Source organism: Niallia taxi, assembly GCF_032818155.1.
Taxonomy (GTDB): Bacteria; Bacillota; Bacilli; order Bacillales; family Cytobacillaceae; genus Niallia; species Niallia taxi_A.
This window is the reverse complement of record NZ_CP102589.1, coordinates 2,685,036-2,709,326: the sequence shown is the minus strand read 5'-3', so window position 1 is coordinate 2,709,326 and position 24,291 is coordinate 2,685,036. Positions and strand designations below refer to the sequence as shown.

The 24,291-nt window shown below is 35.9% G+C and carries 31 protein-coding genes and 1 pseudogene; 18 read left to right on the top strand and 14 right to left on the bottom strand.

Annotated elements, in window-relative coordinates:
* Entirely contained in the window at nt 1-258 is a 258-nt protein-coding gene (locus tag NQZ71_RS13525) for a tyrosine-type recombinase/integrase (protein WP_317010836.1), read from the bottom strand.
* Between the two features lie 173 nt (nt 259-431).
* Here NQZ71_RS13525 and NQZ71_RS13520 point away from each other — a divergent pair, with 173 nt between their 5' ends.
* On the top strand, nt 432-584 hold the full coding sequence (locus NQZ71_RS13520; protein WP_317010835.1) for a hypothetical protein: 153 nt from the start codon (nt 432-434) through the stop codon (nt 582-584).
* 158 nt (nt 585-742) lie between these two features.
* Here the strand turns inward: NQZ71_RS13520 and NQZ71_RS13515 are convergent, their stop codons facing one another.
* The 3 genes from NQZ71_RS13515 to NQZ71_RS13505 all read right to left on the bottom strand — a co-directional run bounded on the left by NQZ71_RS13515 (nt 743) and on the right by NQZ71_RS13505 (nt 2,040).
* Nucleotides 743-883: a hypothetical protein gene (locus tag NQZ71_RS13515; RefSeq protein WP_186304025.1), complete on the bottom strand. Its 141-nt coding sequence runs from the start codon at nt 881-883 to the stop codon at nt 743-745.
* A gap of 308 nt (nt 884-1,191) precedes the next feature.
* On the bottom strand, nt 1,192-1,365 hold the full coding sequence (locus NQZ71_RS13510) for a YjfB family protein (protein ID WP_144454765.1): 174 nt from the start codon (nt 1,363-1,365) through the stop codon (nt 1,192-1,194).
* 519 nt (nt 1,366-1,884) lie between these two features.
* Nucleotides 1,885-2,040, bottom strand: coding sequence for a hypothetical protein (locus tag NQZ71_RS13505; RefSeq protein WP_186304026.1), 156 nt, complete (start codon nt 2,038-2,040; stop codon nt 1,885-1,887).
* A 329-nt stretch (nt 2,041-2,369) separates the two neighbouring features.
* Here NQZ71_RS13505 and NQZ71_RS13500 point away from each other — a divergent pair, with 329 nt between their 5' ends.
* Nucleotides 2,370-2,630, top strand: coding sequence for a YolD-like family protein (locus NQZ71_RS13500; RefSeq protein ID WP_144454767.1), 261 nt, complete (start codon nt 2,370-2,372; stop codon nt 2,628-2,630).
* 44 nt (nt 2,631-2,674) lie between these two features.
* On the opposite strand, the gene NQZ71_RS13495 is transcribed toward NQZ71_RS13500, so the two are convergent.
* Complete coding sequence (locus tag NQZ71_RS13495; protein WP_317011752.1) at nt 2,675-3,028, bottom strand: DUF5067 domain-containing protein; 354 nt, start codon at nt 3,026-3,028, stop codon at nt 2,675-2,677.
* 286 nt (nt 3,029-3,314) lie between these two features.
* Here NQZ71_RS13495 and NQZ71_RS13490 point away from each other — a divergent pair, with 286 nt between their 5' ends.
* Entirely contained in the window at nt 3,315-3,590 is a 276-nt protein-coding gene (locus NQZ71_RS13490) for a CPCC family cysteine-rich protein (RefSeq protein WP_144454768.1), read from the top strand.
* A 27-nt stretch (nt 3,591-3,617) separates the two neighbouring features.
* Here the strand turns inward: NQZ71_RS13490 and NQZ71_RS13485 are convergent, their stop codons facing one another.
* The gene (locus NQZ71_RS13485) at nt 3,618-3,767 is read right to left on the bottom strand and encodes a hypothetical protein (protein WP_186304027.1); all 150 of its coding nucleotides are present in this window, start codon (nt 3,765-3,767) and stop codon (nt 3,618-3,620) included.
* A gap of 345 nt (nt 3,768-4,112) precedes the next feature.
* On the opposite strand from NQZ71_RS13485, the gene NQZ71_RS13480 reads away from it, so the two are divergent.
* From NQZ71_RS13480 to NQZ71_RS13455, 6 genes are all read left to right on the top strand, one after another.
* Complete coding sequence (locus NQZ71_RS13480; RefSeq protein WP_144454769.1) at nt 4,113-4,424, top strand: hypothetical protein; 312 nt, start codon at nt 4,113-4,115, stop codon at nt 4,422-4,424.
* A gap of 343 nt (nt 4,425-4,767) precedes the next feature.
* Complete coding sequence (locus NQZ71_RS13475; protein WP_260055991.1) at nt 4,768-5,346, top strand: DUF6944 family repetitive protein; 579 nt, start codon at nt 4,768-4,770, stop codon at nt 5,344-5,346.
* A gap of 544 nt (nt 5,347-5,890) precedes the next feature.
* A complete protein-coding gene (locus tag NQZ71_RS13470) occupies nt 5,891-6,085 on the top strand; it encodes a hypothetical protein (protein ID WP_317010834.1) in 195 nt (64 codons plus the stop codon).
* A 146-nt stretch (nt 6,086-6,231) separates the two neighbouring features.
* Entirely contained in the window at nt 6,232-6,663 is a 432-nt protein-coding gene (locus NQZ71_RS13465) for a hypothetical protein (protein ID WP_317010833.1), read from the top strand.
* 291 nt (nt 6,664-6,954) lie between these two features.
* Complete coding sequence (locus tag NQZ71_RS13460; RefSeq protein ID WP_144454773.1) at nt 6,955-7,146, top strand: hypothetical protein; 192 nt, start codon at nt 6,955-6,957, stop codon at nt 7,144-7,146.
* 124 nt (nt 7,147-7,270) lie between these two features.
* Nucleotides 7,271-7,498, top strand: coding sequence for a hypothetical protein (locus NQZ71_RS13455; protein ID WP_144454774.1), 228 nt, complete (start codon nt 7,271-7,273; stop codon nt 7,496-7,498).
* A gap of 185 nt (nt 7,499-7,683) precedes the next feature.
* Here the strand turns inward: NQZ71_RS13455 and NQZ71_RS13450 are convergent, their stop codons facing one another.
* The 5 genes from NQZ71_RS13450 to NQZ71_RS13430 form a co-directional block, all read right to left on the bottom strand.
* Complete coding sequence (locus tag NQZ71_RS13450) at nt 7,684-8,145, bottom strand: hypothetical protein (protein WP_144454775.1); 462 nt, start codon at nt 8,143-8,145, stop codon at nt 7,684-7,686.
* 103 nt (nt 8,146-8,248) lie between these two features.
* The gene (locus tag NQZ71_RS13445; protein ID WP_317010832.1) at nt 8,249-8,578 is read right to left on the bottom strand and encodes a hypothetical protein; all 330 of its coding nucleotides are present in this window, start codon (nt 8,576-8,578) and stop codon (nt 8,249-8,251) included.
* Nucleotides 8,579-8,931: 353 nt separating this feature from the next.
* Nucleotides 8,932-10,293 (bottom strand): arsenic transporter, encoded by a 1,362-nt coding sequence (locus NQZ71_RS13440; protein WP_186304029.1) that lies wholly within the window; start codon nt 10,291-10,293, stop codon nt 8,932-8,934.
* Between the two features lie 1,052 nt (nt 10,294-11,345).
* A complete protein-coding gene (locus NQZ71_RS13435; RefSeq protein WP_144454777.1) occupies nt 11,346-12,488 on the bottom strand; it encodes a zinc-dependent alcohol dehydrogenase in 1,143 nt (380 codons plus the stop codon).
* 102 nt (nt 12,489-12,590) lie between these two features.
* Nucleotides 12,591-13,502 carry a glutamate biosynthesis transcriptional regulator GltC gene (locus tag NQZ71_RS13430; RefSeq protein WP_260055986.1) on the bottom strand — a complete coding sequence of 304 codons (912 nt, stop codon included), beginning with the start codon at nt 13,500-13,502 and terminating at the stop codon, nt 12,591-12,593.
* Nucleotides 13,503-13,646: 144 nt separating this feature from the next.
* On the opposite strand from NQZ71_RS13430, the gene gdhA reads away from it, so the two are divergent.
* The 6 genes from gdhA (at nt 13,647) to NQZ71_RS13400 (ending at nt 20,785) form a co-directional block, all read left to right on the top strand.
* Nucleotides 13,647-15,038, top strand: a complete 1,392-nt coding sequence (gdhA, locus tag NQZ71_RS13425) for an NADP-specific glutamate dehydrogenase (protein ID WP_317010831.1) — start codon at nt 13,647-13,649, stop codon at nt 15,036-15,038.
* A 664-nt stretch (nt 15,039-15,702) separates the two neighbouring features.
* Nucleotides 15,703-17,205: a malate:quinone oxidoreductase gene (locus tag NQZ71_RS13420; RefSeq protein WP_144454780.1), complete on the top strand. Its 1,503-nt coding sequence runs from the start codon at nt 15,703-15,705 to the stop codon at nt 17,203-17,205.
* A 242-nt stretch (nt 17,206-17,447) separates the two neighbouring features.
* Nucleotides 17,448-18,284, top strand: coding sequence for an alpha/beta fold hydrolase (locus tag NQZ71_RS13415; RefSeq protein ID WP_144454781.1), 837 nt, complete (start codon nt 17,448-17,450; stop codon nt 18,282-18,284).
* A gap of 1,002 nt (nt 18,285-19,286) precedes the next feature.
* Nucleotides 19,287-19,541, top strand: coding sequence for a hypothetical protein (locus tag NQZ71_RS13410; RefSeq protein WP_144454782.1), 255 nt, complete (start codon nt 19,287-19,289; stop codon nt 19,539-19,541).
* Nucleotides 19,542-19,626: 85 nt separating this feature from the next.
* Nucleotides 19,627-20,007 carry a hypothetical protein gene (locus NQZ71_RS13405; protein WP_144454783.1) on the top strand — a complete coding sequence of 127 codons (381 nt, stop codon included), beginning with the start codon at nt 19,627-19,629 and terminating at the stop codon, nt 20,005-20,007.
* Nucleotides 20,008-20,113: 106 nt separating this feature from the next.
* The gene (locus tag NQZ71_RS13400; protein ID WP_317010830.1) at nt 20,114-20,785 is read left to right on the top strand and encodes a hypothetical protein; all 672 of its coding nucleotides are present in this window, start codon (nt 20,114-20,116) and stop codon (nt 20,783-20,785) included.
* Between the two features lie 49 nt (nt 20,786-20,834).
* Here NQZ71_RS13400 and NQZ71_RS13395 read toward each other — a convergent pair whose 3' ends face one another.
* Complete coding sequence (locus tag NQZ71_RS13395; protein WP_127741386.1) at nt 20,835-20,942, bottom strand: YjcZ family sporulation protein; 108 nt, start codon at nt 20,940-20,942, stop codon at nt 20,835-20,837.
* A gap of 179 nt (nt 20,943-21,121) precedes the next feature.
* Between NQZ71_RS13395 and NQZ71_RS13390 the strand changes: the two genes are divergently transcribed.
* Nucleotides 21,122-21,553: a DUF2383 domain-containing protein gene (locus NQZ71_RS13390; protein ID WP_317010829.1), complete on the top strand. Its 432-nt coding sequence runs from the start codon at nt 21,122-21,124 to the stop codon at nt 21,551-21,553.
* A gap of 38 nt (nt 21,554-21,591) precedes the next feature.
* On the opposite strand, the gene NQZ71_RS13385 is transcribed toward NQZ71_RS13390, so the two are convergent.
* Nucleotides 21,592-22,065 (bottom strand): hypothetical protein, encoded by a 474-nt coding sequence (locus tag NQZ71_RS13385; protein WP_144454785.1) that lies wholly within the window; start codon nt 22,063-22,065, stop codon nt 21,592-21,594.
* 207 nt (nt 22,066-22,272) lie between these two features.
* On the opposite strand from NQZ71_RS13385, the gene NQZ71_RS13380 reads away from it, so the two are divergent.
* Both NQZ71_RS13380 and NQZ71_RS13375 read left to right on the top strand, forming a co-directional pair.
* Nucleotides 22,273-22,854, top strand: coding sequence for an LOG family protein (locus NQZ71_RS13380; RefSeq protein ID WP_144454786.1), 582 nt, complete (start codon nt 22,273-22,275; stop codon nt 22,852-22,854).
* 16 nt (nt 22,855-22,870) lie between these two features.
* On the top strand, nt 22,871-23,395 hold the full coding sequence (locus NQZ71_RS13375) for a YfiT family bacillithiol transferase (RefSeq protein ID WP_317010828.1): 525 nt from the start codon (nt 22,871-22,873) through the stop codon (nt 23,393-23,395).
* 360 nt (nt 23,396-23,755) lie between these two features.
* Here NQZ71_RS13375 and queF read toward each other — a convergent pair.
* Nucleotides 23,756-24,085, bottom strand: a pseudogene (queF, locus tag NQZ71_RS13370) (preQ(1) synthase); the annotation flags it as partial.
* Between the last annotated feature and the right edge of the window lie 206 nt (nt 24,086-24,291).

Here is a 24,291-nt window from a genome sequence, read left to right as displayed (position 1 = left end):
TTATTCAAGTACATTTTTCATATGTTCCTCAAATTTGTTCATTCTATCTTTTTCAATCTTCTTACTGATGTGGAAATAAACATCAGAGGTATTACTTATACTTCCATACCCCAAAGGTTCCTGAATGTATTTCATATCCGCACCAGCTTCCATTTGTAATACAGCGTGTGTGTGACGGGTTGAGTGAATAGGAAGGGGAGGCAACCCATCATTTTTTAAAATCCTCTGAAAAGCATTCGCAAGAGTCGATTTAATCATATAATTACCTTTTTATAAACATTAACAGTATAGGTAAAACAGTTGGAGATGCTGAGGTGTTCAGAAAAATTTTCTCAAAGAACTTCAACAATATATATTAAATCAATTGCTAATTGATATGTTGCTGCTGAACATTCTGATTTAGTTTTCCAAGTTCATGATTGCTTAGAAAAATGATGGACAAGTCTTATGAAGGTGACGAATTAGAAGATCGAATTGAATTTGCAAGAGAAATAACAGGCTTAATTAAAGAACAACTAGCTACACAGGGATTGGAAGGTAAAACAGATGGCAAGACCGGGAAGGGAGTGAAACCAATAAATTAGGGAGGATTGCTGATCAATCTAACTGAAACACAAAAGCTACAAGGAGAAAGAATCAATTATCAAGGTCCAAATCACTGTAGAAATTATTCAATTCACTTTTTATTATATTTCATAAAAAAAAGAACCAATTAAGGTTCATATGAGTTATTACACAATTTTTAGTATGACCAGCAAGGAACTGGATGTTCTGAACCACCGCAGTCAGAAATCAACGGTTTTACATCTCCTCCAGTTACTGGTGATGAGATTGAGAAAACTAATCCAAGAGCCAGTGTAAATTTTAATAGATTTTTTTTCATAGGTTCACCACCTTTTTTAAATGTAATAAGCAATACTTACAGTATAACAAATACTGGGATTTGAATAGTGTATAAAAATCAAAAAAAACTAACAAATCCTTTATTTATTCGACAAAAAACAACATGAACTAAGTGGATCACGAACGACAAAATACAGGGTGTTAACAGGTAATTCTTCATAGGTTATTGGTTCGGTCAATATTTGTGTTTTTGGTTATTTATTTGGGTTTCAGACATCAAGAGAAGAAGTGATGTATATTTGAAGAAAAAGAAAAAATGCATCCTATTGAGAATACATTTTTCTGTGTTTATCCTTTTAGGTCGATAGAGTTACCTAATGTTGGATGTGGAGCCTGAAGCATTTCCATCATTTGTGTTGCAGATTGTTGTGTACTGTCCAAAGACATTTTAGTTAAAGCTATGCTTATACTTTGACCAAGTGAAGCTTGGTGCATGCTAACTGATAAAGCTGCAATATCCAAAAAACTCACCTCCTTTATGAATATCGGCAAAATGTTGACAACTTTAAAATAAATAAGAGATTTATTGATGAAAGGGTGAAGAAAAATGAAATATTTCGAAGTAAACGAACCAAATTATGCATTAATTAAAGCTCCTTCAAAAAGCAAGCCATGGTGATTTATATGAGTAAGGTGCAGAAGAAAATCATAGAAGTTTGAAAGAAGAAATGACGGAAGTGACAGGGATTATGTTTTAATTAAATTCAGTAGGTCTCCAGGTGAAGGTGGGCAACTTATCCCTATAATCGAAGTTATTGATACATTCAACAAAGATAAAGCTGAATTGCTTGTTATAGGTGGTTCCTTACTATAAAAAAGAAAAGTCAGGATTTTTCCCAGCTTCAATTAATTCGAGTAAGTCAATCATGTCATAAATGGTGGGGCGTCTTGAAACAGTCTTTATTCTCAGATATGGACGACAAAGATTAGAAGAGTAGTCGCCTGTCAACTAAAGCAATACAAAGCATACAGAGTTGTGTTTCAATAGAAAAGGATGCAGAAGGAATAGTTCATCTTTTCCAAATGCTTCATGATATCGAAAAACAAAAGAATATGGAACCAAAACTGAAGCAGCAGTGAAAGTATATCAAAAGCGTCAATTGCTGTCCTTTTAATATTCCTACGGTCCCTAATCATGACATCCTTCTCCTTTATATATTTAAAATACATAAGAACTATTGTTCGTATTTGGTGTTGATTTAGAACAATTGTTCTTATATAATGTATTTCAAAAGGGAGGTCTTATTGATGAATGGATTCTTAAGAAGGCTATAGAAAGTAACGAGGTTATAAATAATCTATCAAAACAATAAAGGGGAAATCAGTCAACGCAGGATTCAGGTTATTAAAGTGAATGAAGAGTTCTTTAGTGTCTATTGTTTTACTAGTAAACAGCAACGCACTTTTAAGTTCTCTAACATTTTATCAATGGGACCAACACAAAAAGTAAGGAGATGTGCATAATTATGGAACTAGCAAAGCCTAAGAAGGTTAAGAAACCAGCAAGACCGACAAGAGATGAGTTTGAATTAGAGGAAATTGCCAATACCTTAACAGAAGCATTGCAGGAAAAGAATGAACTTAGACTAACCGTGTGGAAAAGAGAAGATCCTGTTAGGGGCAAAGTTGTTAAGATGGATGGTAATACAAAATTAATACATATAGAAAATTACACTGAAACAATTAAACTTAAATTTATGGATATTTTATATGTTCAGAGAGCTTAATGGCCCAACTTATTTGAGAAGGGCTTTTTCTATTAAAAAAACGTTTATTTAATATTAAAATTTTCTTCACCTAATTTATCGCCACCTATACCTTGTGAAGCTATTAATGTTACAGGAGTTTCTAATTCATCTAATTCATCTAATTCATAAGCTACTGCGTTTTTAACTGTCCCGTCTTTTTTTATTGTTTCTAATTGAGAATCAAGAAATTGGTCATCTGGAAGTCCAGCAACTTCTAGAGTATTGACTGCATCAGGATCATTATCTTGTACAGCTTCAAATACTGTCATCCATCCAGAAGTAGGGTTAATGTCTGTATCACTTAAATTAGTTGTTTCATACCAAATTGCAAATACAGGTTTTTCTCCATACTCATTTCCCTTTTCACCAGGTTGAATAACTTAAGTTTCTGTGATATTGATTTTTAAGTCATTTAATTTCGCTTCATTATCTTCAAAATAGAGTTCATTATTTGTTTCTTTTTCTTTATCCGTTCTAATTGACACAAATATATAAATCCCAGTTGAAATAACTGTATACCCAATAGCTAGTGGTATCCGGAAGTTAAGAAGTTAATACAGAAGAAGCGAATTTAATAGAATCTGAGGTAATACAACAGATTATACTATAATGGCAGTAGATAACTTACTGGTAAACGCAAAAAGATAAATATGGAGGCGAAATATGGGAAGGAAGCTATTGACATGTCCTTGTTGTGGATATAAAACTTTGTCTGAACTAAATTCTTGGGAGATATGTGTTGTATGTAGGTGGGAGGATGATCCGTTACAATCTGATGAACCTGATTTTGCTGGCGGAGCAAATGTGGAATCTCTTAGAGAAGCACAAAGAAATTGGAAGGAATTTGGCGTATATTCAAAAAACTTGCTAGATGAGAAAAATGATATTGTTGCATCGCGGTATAAAAAGGATAGTGATTTTAAACCTTTACAACAGTAATAGTTATCCTGATTAATAATTGGAGGCTCATTTTTGATTACTAAATTTATCTTTAAAATATAAGTGATCAACTTTATGCTTTGTTGCCATTAATTGGGATGCTAAGACAGCAGTATATACAGTTGTTAAAAGAATAGCTAAAACTCCTATCCCAAAAATATTATTGTCTTTAAACAAAATTTACCCTCCTTCCTTGTGATATTTTTATCTTCTCTAAAAAGAACACGATTATACAAGGGAGCAATCGAAAACTTCTTGAACAAATTATCTTTTTTAGTAATTGGAGCGATTCTTTGCTTGTTTTATTGGTGTATTTTATTAGATCCAAAATAAAAAATTAGTTAATCCTTAATATACTTTCCAGTAGATGAATAATCACAAGCATCATTAGAGATATTCAGGTTAACTCTTGTCACCTTAAAATTTCCTCAATAAAGCCAAATTATTATTCATTTTTTCTGGTCACCTTTTTCATACCACTGAATAATATGCCCTTGAGTTTAACTAAGGGGGAATTTGGGTATGGAAAATGTTAGAGGTTATGAAGAATCTTCATCAAGTCAGCATCATCATAAAATGAGTCATCACCATCATAAGTTTCAGCAAAAATGTACGAAGCATTTATTTCAATTTGTCCAAATAGAGACAAAGGATGATGAGGTTCATCAAGGTATTCTTCACAGTTTTGATGATGAGAATGTTTATTTGTTAGTACCAAGCCAAGGTGGCAATGATAATAGTCGCTTATTTGTTCCTTTTGGAGGCTTTGGGCTGTTCGGATTTCCTGTTTTCGGAATAAGAAGGTTTGGTCCTTTTTATCCAATTTGGTGGTAAGGAAGCTTTTACAAATAGCATAGATTGGATATGCACACAAATACATGTAAGAGAATAGCTTGAGCATTAAATGAAATAGGAGCTTCTTAAAGTAGTCAAAAAAATCCCTGTATTTATTTGTAGGGATTTTTCTGACCTTTTTGCACGTCGAAATACATAAATAATCTGCATGGATGAAAACAACTGATATTGAAAAATATACAACTTCGCTTAAAAGTGCAGTTAAACGGGTTCTCAAATAAGCAAGTGCTATTGCTCTTCATGGAATGCAAATAAAATCAGGACCAATAAACTAATTATAGAATACTATAAACATAATCAACTTGATTTGGACTGATTTATGATGAATGGTCATTGGAAAGAAATTATTGGTTCCCTTTTCTCTACAATTGGGACAATACAGGCTGCTATTGGCAGTACACCTCAATTTCATTTAGATAAAGATCAAAGCTATCAGCTTAGACTTGTAGGCAATGTATTGCAAGCGTCTGGGAGTGCGTTGTCAGCCGATGGTCAAGGAACAGTATCGCTGGAAAAGTTAGGGGATGAAATTCAAGCTGTAGGCAACTCAACTGTCATAACTGGGTTAGTACTCTATGGCACATCAAATACAGATACAGAGCAGCGACTTATTATAACGGGAAACTGGTTGCAGGCATTAGGCAGCTTTGTCGGTCTGGCAGATGAATTTTTTGACAGTACGGAGGATGGAAGAGCAGAAAATATTACTGGCAATCTATTGCAGGGTATTGGTAACTCTATGCAGGCGATAAGTGGGAATCGAGTGTTGCATGGCAATCATCAGAACGATGGACAAATTGGCGTTATCGGAAGCTGGATACAAGCTACAGGCTCTTGTATTTCGCTTATCGGGCAAATCCAGGAGGAGCTGGAAGAAATTCGTCTTAATATTAATGAGTGATTTTGTTATGAAAAGCAAAACTCCAGCAGTTTTGTTTTTTTTTTTTTTTGGTAAGAAAATACAAAATAATTACATAAAAAAGTATGCATACATAGAATAACTATGTATAATGATTAAATAAAACATTATATGGAAAAGGAGTTATAATTTGTTTTATTCTCTTTTTGGTCTTATTCTACAATTAATATATTTACTGTCTATAACCGTTTTTAATTTTGTAAGAATACAGGTTATGGAGCAATTCTCGTTATATCCCATTGCTTTTTTTGAGTTATTTATTGGTGCAGCAAGTTTTATATGCGGATTAATTGGCTTGGTAAAGAAAGCTCATAGGATCCTTTCGTTTTTTGTAATGGCATTGGGGATATTGATTACTTTCCTATTTGTTTTTATTTATCTGTTACCAGAAGCAGGCATGCCACCACCAATTCCACTGTTTTATTCGGAATAAAAGGGACTGAAATTAGTCAAGCTATCCCGCATTTCTGTCATAATTCGCAACCCTTCGGTTAGAAAATTACTATTGATTAAAGGAGAGGTAGGCATGTTTGATTATGGTTTGCTTAATATCGGTAGCATCGTTTTAGGATTAATCGCTTTGGCCATTCCTACATATTGTCTGATAAATAAAAAGCATGAAAATAGTATAGTGCTTAGCAGTATTAGCTATGCAGCTTGCGCGATTTCTCTTTGTTTTCAAATTTTTTATAACTACAATTTAGTAAAAAGGGAGGACTAGTCTGCACTTTTAGACACGATTGGTGCAGTGGCAGGAGCTTCAGCAATACTTGTTATCGGGACAATATTATTGAACGTAACGATGATTCTTGTTCATACTAAGCTACAAAATAGGTCGTAGTGCATATTTAGGAGGATGGCTGTAATATGAAGTGTTTTTTAAAATTAAATGCAGTTGCCTGTGTTTATGCATTATTAATACTGATTCCTTTTGAGTTAATGGCAAACGTATATAGAATCAGCAGACTGACAAACTGGGATATACAAAAAGTTAATTTATATACAGAAACAATATTAATGCTTGATATTATTGGCGGAATGATTTTGCTGTTTTTCCTAACAAGGAATTGGTTTAAAGGGAGAAACGTAAAATATTGGACAACTATTCTTTGGATACCTTATCTTTTGTTGTTTATTTATTTAATTGCCTCGTTGTTTCCTATAACATATGGTGGTGATGTTCCAAATCCTGCGACTGGTTTTATTATAATAGGCGGCTTGATTATGTATCCTTTTTATATTCTCGTCCTTAATTTTGTAGAAACCTTAAGTGATGTTCAACCAACTCAAAATAGGTAAATTACTGCTGAATGATATATGGCCTTAGATTGGCGCTTTTTTTTGTCATTTGGGTCAATTTCATCTGGATATAGCTTTTACGTAAATGAAAAGACGTGTTATTGTTACTATACAGAGGAGGTGAAAAGAGGTGTGGTTAGTTTAATAGCTGTTGGCTATTTAAATTGATTTGTGACTTCACATTTTATTTAGTTTAGGATAATACCTTTTAAATAGATAAATTAGATCCAAGCACAACAAGCTGAATATACATAATAGCTTAAACCACGTCCTTTTATCAGTATGGAATTTATGAAAAAATACTCTGATTTAGTATTTTTTATAGTAGCTGTTTTTTACTTATGTATGAGGGTTTTTACAGATTTCTCAATCGGTGGCGGCTTGCAGTTAGGTGCAGATATTATTGTGCTTATTGGTGCCGTAATGTTTATTGTTTCTATGGTGCATATGTTCATTAGCCGCAGAAAAAACAAAAGTACATAAAGGAAGAGTTCTTGCGAAGCATTCAAAATTGTTGGATGCTTTTTTGTTTGTCAGAAAATATTGGAAGGATCTTAATCGTTTTTTTTCTGTCATTAAGGGAACGAATATAATGAGGTGATTGGATATGGAAGACAATAAAAAATCTAAGGGATTAACTAATGCTCGTACAAACATGGACAACCCTGAACAGTATCCGACAGAAAACGAAAGCCTTTTTGACATGTTTGAAAGTGAACAAACCGTTGATGCAATACCAATGGAGGATGTAAAAGAGGAATGGCGCGAAGAAAAAGCTAAACATGATACGAAAAGCACCTCTTCGAGTGAAAAAAAATATAAAACTGGTATGTGATATATCAGAAATTAATATCTTTTATGCATTTTAGATTGAATAGACAGAAAAAGTTCAATATTTTGTTCGAAAATAACGTGAAAAGCTCCCTCCATATAAAACAGATAGTTTTTATCTGTTCTTCCATGAAGGGAGCATATTGCTATATTTGACATATTTATACATGTAAATAGTTTTCAATGCTTTTATTCCCGTTCTTTAATGGAGAAATCTACTGTAATCGGACCATCATGGAGATCAGAGTCTTTTTCTCTTCTGATTAGTTGACCCTTGTCATTGAGAAGCTCAGTAATCTGTTCGGTAAGGAGACCTTGTTGGTCGTTCTTACCATGATTGCCACTGATTTGGCTGTTGTCACTTGCTGTTACAGATACGCCAGCCTTCCCGTGCTGATTGGCTAAATTATTGTTGTTGTCATTAGTATTGTATAAGTTAATGTAGATGTTGAATTCGATGGTAACTCCTTCTTTTTCAAACTTGTAAGAAGCTTTGTTTACTTCATTATGTTTATCATGATTTTGGTGGTTTTGTGAGTGTTCCTCATAATTTTTGTCATGTTTATTGGATTTAATTAAAGTATCTTCATTTTTTTTGGAATGTTTTACGTGGTTTTTGGAATGAATGTCATGTTTTTTTGAATGTGGCATTTTGTTCACCTGCCTTGCGTTGATAAAATTAGGGACAAAGAGACGACCTTCGAGAAGTACTTAGGTCGCCAAGTTAACTAGCGAAATTCAGATTAACTAACGTTTATTCAGCTGATTCCGTATCTTCATCCGTTTCACTGGAGCCAGCATTAATAACGCCATCTTTGATTTTATTTTTCCCGAAATTTTTAGCGATTTGTCCCATTTGGTTAGCGTTTTGTCCATATTTTTTAGCAATTTGTCCACCTTGGCTGACGTTTGTTCCATGCTTTCCGCTGACCTGACTCCCGCCTTCAGCAGTTAATGTAACTCCTGCCACCCCACCGTTATTAGCAAGATTATTGCTGTTTTTATTCAAATTTTTGTTTCTGTCCTTCACTTTATCATCTGCACCGTTCGTAGAACCAAATGTGGAATTTATTTCATCAGTCATGCCTATTCACCTCCATTCCTTTTACATAGTAATATATGTGAAAAATGAACAAGGAGTTATGTACTTGTCCAACTGTTCAGCATTTATTTTTGACAGAAGAATGGAAAGGGCTTCAGATGTAAAGCTGAAGGAAAACATATTTCACAATTGTACATTAAGAAACATTTCCTGAAATTAGGCAAGAAAAATAAATGACCATGTTATGACCAACAAGGTCAAAATTAGTGATGTTTATTGAGTAATCCAACCTTAGTTAATTAGGAAGGATTACTCTTTTTTTCTGGTATTCCTCTATACATTAAGAATTTCATCCTTTATCTCAGCAGCCTTTGTTATCTCACAGTTCGTTGGCATTATTGTTGAAGTACTCCACCGAAAAGGGAGGAAACCCAATAATATAATATAATTAGTGTGAAAAGTGTTGCTGGAGGAATGACTACTGCTGTTATTTTGATATAATCCCACCAGCTTATGATGACCTTGCCTTTTCTCACGATATGCATCCACATTAAGGTGGCTAGTGTTCCCATTGGCAGCAATAAAGCTCCCATATCACTGCCGATAACGTTCGCTAAGTAAGCAACCTTTAATTCCAGCACACTAAGATTCATATGTGTCAACGTAAGGGTACCAACCATAAGGGCAGGGTGGTTATTGAAAATGTTGGATAGAACTGTGAGTAATGCGCCCATAACAATACTCGCATGAAGGAGACTTCCTGAAATAACTGGCTCCATAAAACCAATCAGCCATTCTGTCAAGCCGATATTATTGAGTCCATAGATGATTGTGTACATACTAAAGGCGAAAATAATGATATACCAGGGCGTTTTCTTCAACATATCAGCAGGGGATATTTTTAAATATATCCATCTCCAGGCTAAAAGAATGAGGGACCCTATAACTGCCATAACAGAAATCGGGATTTGCAGGTAGGATGCAAGAAACAAGCTGCATCGAACCGCAAGTACAAATAACAGAATATTTCTCATGAATTTGGAACGAGCTTTTTCTGATTCATGGTGAATTACTGATTTTAGTGGGTGATACGAAGACCTAGTTAAACCGGAAACCATGATGGGAACTTTTTTCGGTAAGACTTTCTTGAAACGTAGAAAAAGCAGGAAAGTAAGCAGTAATAATCCGATGCTTGAAGGAACAAACATCATCGCTGTATGGAGCCATAAGTCCATATGAACGATTTTTAAAGCAATTAAATTGACGATATTACTGACACCAATTGGAGCACTAGAGGCAGTTGCTATTAAGGCTCCTGATAGTAAATATGGAATTTTTTGATGGTTTTTTAAGCGCATATTGTTTAATAGCATGAGAAGGATAGGCGTGGTAATAAGTATGCTTCCATCATTATTAAAGAAGAGTGTCATTAGGAAGCATAATAAATTGACATACCAGAATAATCGAATACCTGATCCTTTAGCCATAGCTGCCAATTTTTCTGCAACCCAGTTAAAAAATCCAAAGCTTTCTAAAACAATCGCCATTACAATGGTTGCCATGATAGTAATTGCAGCACCACTGATGGTGTTTAATATGATTCCTAAATCAGCGAATGAAACACTTCCGCAAAGCACAATAATAACTGCTCCACCAGTTGCAGGTATTGCTTCATTCAATCCTTTAGGTCTCCAAAGTATTAATCCCAGGGTAACCAAAAAAGTAATAATGGTTATCCAAACGGTAAAGTCGGTCATAATATTACTCCTTTCAAGTGACAATTAAGGTTATATTGTAAAAACGGCATTTGCTCCGTTTATAAGAAGTTCCACTAATGTCCCTCCGTTTCATCTGTCCCATATGTCATGTTGTACTATATTTATATGTATCTAGAGTAAGACAGGCATTAGGTTTGTACCCTTTTTTCTATAAATCCACTAGAGTCTAAATGAATTTTACTAGGCATTTAGATTTACATGAACTTGATTGGAAAGGTGAATTTAACAGTGCAGCAGTATTTATGCTTCTTATTAGTTGACAGATTATTATATTTGGAATCTAGCGGGTATAATCGTTAGCTTATCTGTCACTTCTATAATCCAATTTAAGGGATACGTAAACATGCAGAATTATCGTCGTCAGTAAAGGGAGGGGATAGGCAACTACCAGATTGGCAGAGACAGAAGGTGGGGAAAAAGAATCGTTTGTCACAAGTGATTTTATGAAGTGTAATGAACATGCTGTAATAAATGAATCTTGACAACTGTCATGTTACGAAAAAGGCTTGTCAGGATTTAGCATTGTTTAAAAAAATATTTTCCGGAAATTTCACAAAATGGAGAAATAGGAAAAACATTCTTTTGCAAAAAAACTAAAAAAGCTAACCTAGTTACAAGGACCAATATTACTATCTCTCAGATTATATTACCTTTTTACTTTAAAGCTGGAATGAAATTTTCTCCTAAACTAAATATCTCAATTTAATCTCCTTATATTCTGCAAGACTCATGCCACCTTCTCCTCCGTTCCTATTATTTAGTTTGTAAAAGATACCTTATCAAATATTTTTTCTCTACAAATGGCTAAGGTATAGGTAAAAAGGCCAGCATGATAGAATACTGGCTAAAAATATTCTTCTTCTTATATGGGGAATGTGAATGTATTATAAAGAGATGGTTTAAGAATAATAATAAAATGTCGACATCCTTAACTAAACTTCGTATATATGTGAGAATTTCTAAAGGAGTTCTTTTTTCATAAGGAAAAAGAAAAAAGACTCAGCAAATTTTTGCCGAGCCTTGCCCTGTTATCAAGGCTTTAAAATAACCTTAATCACTTCATCCTCATGGTCGTTAAACATTTTATATGCATTGCTTGCGTCATCAAGTGATACGCGGTGTGTGATGATTTCGGTTGGATCGATTTCTCCGTTTGTAATTTTGTCAAACAACATTGGCATATAGTGGATGACAGGGGCTTGGCCTGCTTTTACGGTAATGTTTCTTTCGAAAATTTGTCCTAGTGGGAACATATTGTATTTGGAGCCGTAAATGCCTGTTAATTGGATTGTGCCGAATTTGCGGACAGCGTTAAGGCCGATTTGGATGGCGCTTAAGGTTCCGCCTTGGATTTTTAGCTTTTGTCCGATTGCTTCCATCGTTGATTTTTTTCCATCCATTCCAACACAGTCAATAACAACATCTGCGCCGCCCCCAGTAATTTCTTTAATGTAATACCCAGCATCCTCATGCTCGTCAAAATTGATTGTTTCCACTTTGTTCATCTTTTTCGCATGATTTAATCTGTATGGAACATTATCAACGGCGATAACACGTTTAGCGCCTTTCATCCAAGCGAATTTCTGTGTCATTAAGCCAACTGGTCCACTTCCTAATACGACGACTGTATCGTCTTTTTTTACGCCGGAATTTTCTATACTCCAATATGCAGTCGGAAGAACGTCAGACATAAACAGTAGTGCTTCATCCTCTAATTCACAGCTTTCTGGAATGACAAATGGCATAAAGTTTCCATATGGAACGCGAAGTAATTCTGCCTGTCCACCTTGATAGTCACCATATCGCTCTGTAAATCCGAAGTATGCGCCTGTATCTGCAAGCTGTTTATTTGGATTGGAATTATCACATTGGCTTTCCATTTCATGTTCACAGTAATAGCAATGGCCACAAGAAATGTTAAAAGGAAGGACAACACGGTCGCCTTTTTTCACCTTCGTTACTTCAGACCCAACCTCTTCAATAATACCCATCGGCTCATGTCCTATTACATAGTCCTTTTCAGCTGGTACGGCACCTTGATAAATGTGTAAATCAGAACCGCATATCGCTGTTGATGTAATTCTGACAATAATGTCATCTTTTTTATGTAGCTTAGGATCTGCCACCTCTTTTACTTGTACATCTTTTGCTCCTTGATAAGTGACTGCTTTCATGATTGTAAAGCCTCCTCTTCATTTGGATAGGATACTTTATTCTTACCCAAACTTATCACTGGCAAACTATTTCACTATAGAAAACAGGCACAGATCCATTCTTTATTGTTTAAATTCATTCAACCGTTCATACGTTTCTAGCAGAAAATCATAGAATAATTCTTCTGTCGGCAGCAGCTTCCGTTGGGTTGGATATATGACACCAACTGTTCTCGTTAAGTTCGTATCAACAATAGGCACAATGACAGTCGAACGGGGGGTGTTATCAACGAGAGTCATTTCTGGCATTAATGCTACACCTAATCCTGCAGACACAAGACCTTTAAGTGCGTCGATATCTTTGCCTTCGAAAGCAATCCGTGGTGTAAATTGTGCTTCTTTGCAAGCTTGTATAACTTGTTCACGAAAAACAAAGCCCTCTGGGAGGACACAAAAAGGCTCATCCTTTAAATCACGCAGTCGTATGGACGGTTTTTGAGCTAAGTGATGATGATTAGGAACCAAAGCGACAATATTTTCAGTAAAAAGCGTTGCACCTTTAATTTTCGTTTCCTTTTCCTGATTGGGCATTGGGGCAATCATCGCCAAATTGAAGCTTCCGTTTATTACTCCGTCAATTAAATCATAATAAAGAGCATTGCTCATTTGAAATTTGGCTTCCGGATATCTTGTGCGAAAAGCATAGATAATCGATGGTAACGTATGTGCTGCCATACTAATGGGAAAAGCAATCCTTACCGTGCCTTTTTCAGGGTCTAAATATTCCTTCACTTCTCGTTTTGCATCCTCCATCATGTTCCACACTTGCTTCATTCGTTCAAAAAAGATTCTTCCGAGTGGTGTCAGCTTAACACTGCGGCCTTCTCGTATAAAAAGCTCAACGCCTAATTCACTTTCTAAGTTAAAAATTTGTCTGCTGACAGAGGACTGAGCAACATGTAATATATCTGCTGCCTCAGTGACATGCTCTCGTTTTGCCACTTCGAGAAAGTACTGAATTTGTCGCATTTCCATGTTTACCATTCTCCTAATGCGTTTAACGCATGAATTTCATCCGAAATTAATATTGGAACTATCAATTACAAAATTATAAAATGAAACCACTTAAAAGAAAAGGAATTTTCTAAACTTTAAATTATTTTTAGGGGCTGAATTATTATGGAAGTTGTCGAAGCATTGGAAAATACTGATATTAAAGATAGAGAGAATGCAGAAGAATATGTAAATCGTTTATATAAATTGGTGCAAGCTCGTAATCCAAATGAAGCTGAATTCCACCAGGCTGTTAAAGAGGTCTTGGATTCTTTAGTTCCTGTACTTGTAAAAAATCCTGTTTACATTAATCAGGCAGTATTAGATAGAATAGTAGAGCCAGAGCGTATGATTAGCTTTAGAGTGCCATGGGTTGATGATAATGGAACTATTCAAGTGAACAGAGGGTTCCGAGTTCAGTTCAATAGTGCGATTGGTCCGTTTAAAGGTGGATTGAGATTTCATCCAACTGTTAATGCTAGTATCATTAAATTCCTTGGTTTCGAGCAAATCTTTAAAAATTCGTTAACAGGACAGCCGATAGGCGGAGGCAAAGGTGGATCTGATTTCGATCCTAAGGGAAAATCAGATATGGAAATTATGCGTTTTTGCCAAAGCTTCATGACAGAGCTAAGCAAACATATCGGACCTGACATTGATGTGCCTGCTGGTGATATTGGTGTTGGTGCAAGGGAAATCGGCTATATGTTTGGTCAATATAAAAAGCTTAAAGGTGCCTTTGAAGCAGGAGTGCTGACAGGAAAAGGCATTGGCTATGGCGGCAGCCTTGGCAGAAAAGAAGCAACGGGCTATGGCTTAGTTTACTTCGTTGAGGAAATGCTGCAAAGTAAAGGCTTAAGCTTTAATGGTAGCACAGTAGTTGTTTCTGGATCAGGTAATGTCTCCATTTATGCAATTGAAAAGGCAATGCAATTAGGTGCAAAAGTAGTTGCATGCAGTGATTCAAGTGGATATATTTATGACCGCAATGGAATCAATCTTGAAACTGTTAAGCGCTTAAAGGAAATGGAGTCAAAGAGAATTGCTGAGTATGTTAATGTCCATCCTGAGGCACATTATCATGAGGGCTGTACAGGGATTTGGTCGATTCCTTGTGATATTGCATTACCAAGTGCAACTCAAAATGAAATCGATAAGATTGCTGCAGAACGACTTGTTTCAAATGGTGTAAAAGCAGTTGGAGAAGGTGCTAACATGCCATCAACACAAGGTGCTGTTGATTACTTTATGGAGCACAGCGTTTTATTTGGACCAGCAAAAGCAGCTAATGCAGGTGGTGTTGCGGTTTCTGCATTGGAAATGGCACAAAACAGTGCAAGGGTTGCTTGGTCAAAAGAAGAGGTAGATAGTAAATTACAAGCTATTATGAAGGACATTTATACAAAAAGCATGCAAGCAGCCGAGGAATATGGAATGGCAGGGAATTTTGTTGCCGGAGCAAATATTGCAGGCTTTAAAAAGGTTGCAGATGCCATGCTCGAGCAAGGTGTCATTTAAAGTAAACACAATAAATCAAGAAGGTCACATAATTGTGGCCTTCTTGATTTATATAGCTAAATATAACTTTTCTACATTAACGCTTCATAATTATTATAACAAAGAAAGCGTTGAACTTATTACTATTGGATTCCTTATTATTTAGAGTCATATGCATGAGTAAAAACAATCCAATAAGGGTTAACGTACAAGGGATTTGGAAGGGTTTAACTACTGTTTTATGTTTATAAATAGCTAGACAATTCGTCTTGTCTTAAAACAATATTTTATAGATGTATATTTTTCTAAAATAGTATTCTTGAAGAGTTATTCTTGTTGCTTTTTCTAAATGGATGTATGCGGTTTTAATAAAATACTTTCTTTTTGCATACAATGTGGAAAGTGGAGATACATATTGCATCTTTAATTTTAAAGAGTAAGTGCATTTTTTTCTGACGAAAAGTGCTTTAAATGGGGATTTATACTTATAAAAGTCGTTCAAAGAGAACTTATCCTTTTTTAAATGCTGTAAATAGTATATAATTATCAGATAATGGTAGATATTTTTATTTGTAAATAATTATAATAATTTAAGAGAGTATCAAAAACGAAGACAGAAATGGTGTGTTCATAAAGAGCGTCTGCATCCTTTCTGCGAATACAATAATGTAAAGGGAAGGTTAATATGAGCAAAAGAGAAACTAACACAGATGTTTTCTTAATTGGTACCGGAATAATGAGTGCAACATTGGGGACGCTTCTGAAAGAATTAGTGCCTGACTGGAAGATTACAGTATTTGAGAAACTTGCAAACACAGGAGAGGAAAGCTCAAACGAATGGAACAATGCGGGGACAGGTCATGCTGCGTTGTGTGAGCTGAATTATACTGTTGAAAAACCAGACGGATCGATTGATATCAGCAAAGCAATTAATATTAATGAACAATTTCAAGTTTCTATGCAGTTTTGGTCTTATCTCGTTAACAGTAAGCGCATACATAACCCAAAGGATTTTATCATGCCATTACCTCATATGAGTTTAGTAGAAGGCGCAGAAAATGTTAGTTTTTTAAGGAAAAGATTTAAAGCGCTGTCAAACAATCCCTTGTTTGAAGGAATGGAATTTTCCGATAATCCTGAAAAACTGAAAGAATGGATTCCCCTTATCATGGATGGCCGAAATGCAGATGAGCCGATTGCAGCAACGAAAATTGATTCAGGAACAGACGTAAACTTCGGTGCATTAACACGGATGCTGTTTAACCATCTTGAAGATAATGGTGTGACAATTAAGTATAAGCATAGTGTTCAGGATTTAAAGCGGACTAAGGACGGTTTATGGGAGCTGACGGTTCGTAATCTTCAAAAAAACACGATTGAACGCCATACTGCAAAATTTGTTTTTATTGGAGGCGGAGGAGGAAGCTTGCATTTGCTTCAAAAATCCGGTATTCCAGAAGGCAAGCATATTGGTGGCTTCCCAGTAAGCGGTATTTTCATGGTGTGTAAAAATCCTGATATTATCAATCAGCATCATGCTAAAGTGTATGGAAAGGCTAAGGTTGGCGCACCGCCAATGTCCGTGCCTCATTTGGATACACGCTTTATTGATAATAAAAAATCACTGCTGTTTGGACCTTTCGCCGGCTTTTCGCCGAAGTTTTTGAAAACGGGCTCTATGTTTGATTTAATCACGTCTGTTAAACCAGATAATATTTTCACCATGCTGTCAGCAGGTGCAAAAAACATGGGATTAACTAAATATTTGATCCAGCAAGTGATGTTGTCAAAGGAGCAGCGTATGGAAGAACTGCGTGAGTTTATTCCAAATGCAAAAATGGAGGATTGGGATTTAGTAGTTGCTGGTCAAAGAGTGCAGGTTATTAAAGACACAGAGGCTGGTGGAAAGGGAACACTGCAATTTGGCACAGAGGTTATAACAGCAGGTGACGGATCTATTGCAGCACTGCTTGGCGCTTCACCAGGTGCTTCTACAGCAGTTCAGGTCATGCTTGAGGTACTCGGCAAATGCTTCCCTGAGCATATAGAAGATTGGAAGCCGAAAATTAAAGAGATGATTCCTTCCTATGGACTTTCTTTAATGGAAAACCCAGCATTATTAGAGGAAGTACACACATCAACAACCCAGTCCCTCATTACAACTGAAAAAGAGCCGTTTTTCAGTTGAAAGTTTTAATAAAGGTTTTTACTACAGAGACGCTTTCCTTTTTGGGGGGCATCTTTTGTGTTATTTGCTTTTTAATAAGCTTTAACAGCTATGTAAAAAGCAAGGCTTATGATAGTCATAGAATGGTATAAATATAAACCTGGCGATTACCGAGAAAAATTGTTGGGTATAGTACTGAAAGGTTGTCTTAAATAAAAGCCTAAAGTGCTTTGCTAAAAAATTATTATTGGAGGTTGGAGAAAATGCCAAAATTAACAGTCGACACAGTAAATAATGAACCAGTTAAAATATACTATGAGGACCATGGAAGTGGGAAACCAATTGTTCTGATTCATGGATGGCCGTTAAGCTCTCGTTCTTGGGAAGCTCAAGTTCCTGCGTTAATTGATGCTGGATATCGAGTAATTGCTTATGATCGCCGTGGTTTTGGTCAATCATCACAACCATATGAAGGTTATGACTATGATACGTTAACCAAAGACTTGCACACTTTAATAGAACATCTGGAGCTTCAAGATGTAACACTTGTAGGTTTCTCTATGGGAGGCGGAGAAGTGGTCCGTTACATTAGTACATATGGAGAGGAGCGCATCGAAAAAGCTGTTTTAGCTGGTGCTGTTCCCCCATACATGTATAAATCAGCTGATCATCCAGAGGGAGTACTCGATGATGCAACAATCGCTGAATTTGAAAATGGTGTTAAAACAGATCGTATCGCATTCCTTGAAGATTTTACGCATAATTTCTTTACGGCAGGTGAAAATAAGGACCTTGTCAGTGAACCACTACGATTATACAATCGTGATATTGCTGCATTCGCATCACCAAAAGGCACGCTTGATTGCATTGGCGCATTTGGCCGAACGGACTTCCGCAATGATTTAGCTAGCATCACTGTCCCGACATTGGTTATCCACGGTGATTCAGACGGTGTCGTTCCTTTAGAAGCAAGCGGTAAGCTAGCTCACAATATGCTTGCAAACTCTGAGCTAGTTGTTGTCGAAGGAGCTCCACACGGATTTAACGCAACACATGCAGACAGATTTAATAAGGAATTAATTCAGTTTCTTGCAAAATAATGAACCACTTGAAAAAAGCAGATGTGTCATCTGCTTTTTTTTTCGTATAAAGGTAGCTCATTTAATCTTTATCTAATTTTTCAAGCCTTCGCGCTATCTCTTTAAGAAGATGATTTCTTTCCTTCATAAGCTTGAACAAATATACTACGGCAATAGCAGCAATGACTAAAGGAATTATGTTAAAGAAAAATAGACCTAATATAGGAGTGCTGATATGTAATCCATCTGCATGGAAATACCTCCTTTTTTATAGCAGAGCATGGTTATTTTTAATAATTTGTTTTCCACGTTATTACAGTAATGATTGATTAGCTACTAGGTTGTTTTCAAGTACTGAAAGTTAAGTAAATAATTGTCGAGCAATTGTCATTGTTCTTTTTTCATGGGAATAAGGTTGGGTTAGTCTGTATCCAAATGAAAAAGTCGAAATAATCAAAGGTATTCAAAAACTTACAAACATCAAAAACAGGAATAATAAAAAAATTTGAAATGTTCGCTAGTAGGCCTAGAAGGGGATTTTATTTATTGTGCTAGAAATGAACAACTATATAATCAAATATAAAGGCTAATGAACAAAATGACAGGTTAATACAAAAACAAATACATATAACTACTAGGAAGCTGAGGCATTTTAGAAAATGCCTCTTTTATTATTGTCCAAAATATATGCTGTAGCGTAATCTGACTAGTCAATAATGCTGTTTTTCTTTGCCGCATCTAACACATTTGTCCGAATAATAGCTATACTTGTGGTTCCTTTTAAAAAAGCAAATAATGCTTTTAAGCTTCATGGAAATCACCCGCCCTAAATAGTTTAATTTCATTCTATGCGGTGAATATAAACAACTTGTTAAAAAAACTTGAAAAATTAGTAAAAGAATTAACAAGTAATGAGGCAATATATTGCTTAGTGTTGTTAATGTGACAGCAAGTTCCATTCCTTAACTGCATATATTCTTTTAAGTGAGACAAGGTAAAGAGTAAGCTGCATTGGAGGGGTTGATGGAGATAGTAAAGGCAGAAAAATGTGAAGGTCTTGCTTGTAAAGTACGCGGTGCTGATAAGCTTTTTCCATTTAGTGCATGGGATAAGCCAGATAAGGTAAACTGGTTTTGCAGCGAGCACCTGAGAGCTGCAAAAGCGTTCAGCGAAAAGGAAAAACAAGCGTTTATGCACTATTATGCAGACCCTGAAAAGCGTAAATGGCTACCGCATACATCTCTAATGCTTTACGAAAAATACAGTGAAAAGTATTAAGGCTCCAATTGTTCCGCAAAAAATGCCTAAACCTGTTTAGTCCAATCCTTAGCGGGTATTTAAGGAACAAAAAGGAGTCTTAAGGATGAATTTGAAAAGCAATCGTTCCTATTACGCAGTAGCAGGCATTTCTACGGCATTAGTCATTATAGCTGTACTCACTTTATCCTCTAACTCTACTCCTAAAACAACAGCAGAGTCAGTTTATAAAGAACCTGAAATAATCACAGAAGCCAACAGGAAGGTTATTGAAGATAATGATGAAGCAAAACAGACAATTTCGGCAACTATTATAAGTAAAACACCTGATGGTAAGCAATATTCAGCAGTCAACAATTATGATGACAAAGATATTGTCGTTTTAGATAAGTCAGAGGAAACAACATGGAAAAATGGGGATAAAGTATATATCACATTTGCTGGTGACAAGGTAGATAGTGTAGAGGTGGTAAAACGTGCACCTTAATGGAAACAAAATCAGCTCTTTAGGGCTGATTTTTTTCTTTGCTTCGGTAATTAAAATCTGTGCTTGGCTTGATATAATAGAACAGTATTAGTTATAAGGAGACGACATGATAAATAAACATATTATCATTGCTAGAGGAGGAGAACAGCGCAGTAAGCTGGAGATCTACTTCCAAGCAATTGGTGCTAGGACAATATCCTTCCCCATTTTAAAAGGGACAGAGATTAAATTAACTGATGATGATTTGGAGAAAATTATGAAAGGCCAACGATTGATTTTCTTAAACCCAACAAGCATTGCCATTTTTTTTCGGCAAATGGCTGAAAAGCAACTTTCATTCAAATTTCCATTACAAATCGAATATGTATCAGGAAAATCAAAAAAACTTCTTGAGCAAATGGGAATACCTTGTATGCCTGCACGTTATGGACAAGATTCGGCCAGCTTACTTGGTCATGATCAGCAGAAGCTAAACCATTATTCAGACGATGTTCAGCTTGTTATTACCCATAAACTAGCAGTGGATGAGCAATATTTAGAGGAAATGCGCATCATATTAAAGAAAGACTGTTGGAATACTGTAATCTTTCCCAATAAACTAGCTGTTGACTTCTTTATTAAGTATTGGCATGTAATGAAGCTGGGAGATTTCAACAAGCTTTCGTTTGCAGCTGTCGGTAATATGGTGAAAGAATATGCGATGGAACAAGGTTTTAGCGAGCTTGATGAAGTCATCCAAGCGCTATTACAAACAGAGGAATGGAAATATTCCATGTAAAATGAAAATGCCCCGGTCATTTTGACCAGGGCGTTTTCATTTTAAAAAATTAGTATAGGAAAGACGCACCTACGATAATCAATAGAATAAATAGAACAACAATCAATGCAAAGCTGTTGGAGTACCCGCCGCCATTTTCTTCATAACCTCTTGACATGTCTCTCACCTCCGCTCATCAGGTATACAACATCATATGATGATTTACATGAGAGGGAATGGACAAGAATACAGAGAGCATGAAAAAAGTAGAAAATGAGCATTCTAACTAGATGCTATATTTTAGAGTGAACAGGCAAATTCTCAAATGTTGCAAATTTCTAATTGGATGTGAAAACAGTGAATACAGATCAATCGATTAAAACATTAAATAAATTTCTGCAGGGTCAATATATGGGAATACATTCGTATGAACATTTTATACAAAATCTTGAGGATATGTCCTTAAAGCTGTCTTTTACGGACATATTAACAGATCATACTAAAAATGCCCATCTAATTTCCGAGAGAATTACTCGATTAGGCGGGGAACCGGCTGATAGTGAGGGGATAATCGGTAAGACAGAATCCTTTATTGGCAATATTTTTGATCCTGACAAAGGGGATGAAGTAATCATTAAACATGCGATTAAGGGAGAAAATTTATATGGAATTAAAATGTCTGAGCAGCTTGTCAGAGATAAGCTCGATGATGAAAGCATGGATTTAGTTCACCAAATATTAAATAATGACAGAGAACATGTCGACTTTTTAAAGTCGTTAATCCACTAATCGTAAAAAAGAGCAGCAAGTGAAATTCTTCTTGCTGCTTATTTGTGGTCTTTTTCTTTTATAATAAAATTTTTATCGAGAAACATTTGAAAACCATAGTTAAGCATAGAATAAGCAAAGGCAGTGTAAAACAAAAAAATCGGCTTTACTTTCTTCAATTTGTATAACCCGAGCTTGTCCAAAAAATAATGCAGCGGATAAGCAAATACTAAATCAAATAATAAATTAAAAATTGTATAAACCCAAAATCGTCCGTACGTAAAATGGAAGGTCCATAAATTAGCGACGAAAAAAGGTCCAAAGATAAAGGTTAATGCATTCTTTGTCGCACCTCTTTTTCCACCCTTTACCTTCCATAGTTTATAGGTTCTCCCAATCATGTCTTCCACCAGCAGAATGACAGTAGAGAATATCGTTACAGGCAAGAATTTAAGAAATGATTTTTTCGGCAATAAAAAGATCGTCGACCATGATAAAAGAATCAAGCCGCATCTTATTAAAAATGTGAGCATGTGGAACGACTCCTTTTTCATACAAAAATAATGTTGGACTCATTGATAATTAAGTTTCTATTCATACTATAGGCTTTGTAAGGAGGGCCTTCTTTATGTAAAAAATGAACGTTTTTTGTAAAATTAGCAAACTTGGTTCCTAAAAGAAGCAGAACATTTTATAATAAAAGAAGAGATATATGGCATTTATTACAAGGGGGATTTATAGTGAAAAGAATAGCCGTTTTTTGTGGTTCAAGCACAGGCAGTTCTCCTATTTATATGGATGCAGCAAGAGAATTGGGGAAAGAACTTGCCAGAAGAAAGATTGGGTTAGTATATGGTGGTTCAAGCATAGGATTGATGGGCAGCATTGCTAGTGCTGTCTTGGAGGAAGGTGGAGCAGTAACAGGAGTGCTTCCGCAATTCCTCGAAAATAAGGAAATTGCTTATAAAGGTTTGACGGAATTGATTACGGTTCATTCGATGCACGAACGGAAGGCGAAAATGACTGAGTTAGCAGATGGTTTCATTACATTGCCTGGCGGTGCAGGAACAATGGAAGAGTTTTTTGAAATTTTCACATGGGCCCAACTCGGCCTCCACCAAAAGCCGTGCGGTATATTGAATACAAATCATTATTATGATCCTTTGGTGAATCTAATCAATCATATGGCAGATGCTGAATTTCTCCAAGAAAAATACAGAAGTATTGCAATTGTAGAAGAGAACCCTGCAGTCATGCTAGACAGGTTTCATACATATCAACCACCGAGTATAAAGACATATATAACCGAGAAGCAAACATAAAGGGAGGAACGGGAAAATGAAAGACTTAAGATACCCAATTGGGGAGTTTGAATGGGAGGGTGAATATACGGAGGATGTTCTTGCTTCATGGTTACATGATTTAGAACAACTGCCTGCCAATCTGAGAGAAGCTGTGACTGGATTGTCTGAAGAGCAGCTGGATACTCCTTATCGTGATGGAGGCTGGACGATACGTCAGGTAGTCCACCATGTTGCCGATAGCCATATTAATGCCTATACAAGGTTCAAGCTTGCTTTAACAGAAGAAAGTCCAGTAATAAAGCCATATGCTGAGGACAAATGGGCTAGCCTGCCTGATTCGCAAATGGCTGTGGAAGTTTCCTTACAGCTCCTTGACTCCTTGCATGCCCGTCTTGTTTCATTGCTGCGGTCATTGTCACAAGAGCAATTAAATACGACATTCGTTCATCCGGAATCCGGGATTGTTGCGCTCAAAAGAAATATTGGGATTTATGCTTGGCATGGTAGTCACCATCTTGCCCATATAACAAGCCTTTGTGATCGAAAAGGCTGGAAATAAAAGAGGCTGGGACAAAACAAAAGATAAGCTTTCTAAACACGAATAATAGAATTACAACTAAAATTGAAAAGTGAAGATTGTGTTTAAATAGAATGTTGAGTTAAAGTTAGTTCGTTTCATTGCGCGCTCGTCCTCGCGCTTTCCGCGGGGAGGTATGGAGCCTCCTCGTCTTCGCCTGCGGGGTCTCATCCTTTCCTCTATTTCCCTTAGGAGTCGAGTGGCCTCCGCTCCATTCCACTAAAATTTCTAATTTTTTGTATTTAAACTAAAAACAAAATACCGAACTACTTAATTAATAGTTGATTAAGTAGTTCGGTCTTTACGCTGGTTCACATACTTATGTCCCAGCCTCTTTTTCGATTATCTATTATCCACTTTCTCTGGATATAAATCGTGGTTCATAAGACGGTGTGCAGCCATTTCTTCAAACTTAGTTCCTGGCTTACCATAATTGCAATAAGGATCAATTGATAGGCCGCCTCTTGGTGTGAATTTACCCCATACTTCTACATATCTAGGATCTAATAATTTAATAAGATCGTTCATGATGATATTCACGCAATCTTCATGAAAGTCACCGTGATTACGGAAGCTAAACAAGTATAGCTTCAAAGATTTACTTTCAACGATTTTCTTGTCCGGAATATAGCTGATATACATTGTAGCAAAATCCGGTTGTCCAGTAATTGGCACTGCAAAATTTGCAGGTGGACTATATCATATACATATATTCTTTCGGTCGAATATAAGCATCCTCGCGCTTCCACCCAATAGTATGGATGTACTCTACTCCCTTCTGCAAACTAGTACTTTTACCCGATTCTTAATCTGCATGGTTTCGATAGTCTCTGCACCTTCCTCTAATATGTTAGAGGCTTGGCTCAGGATTAGAATTT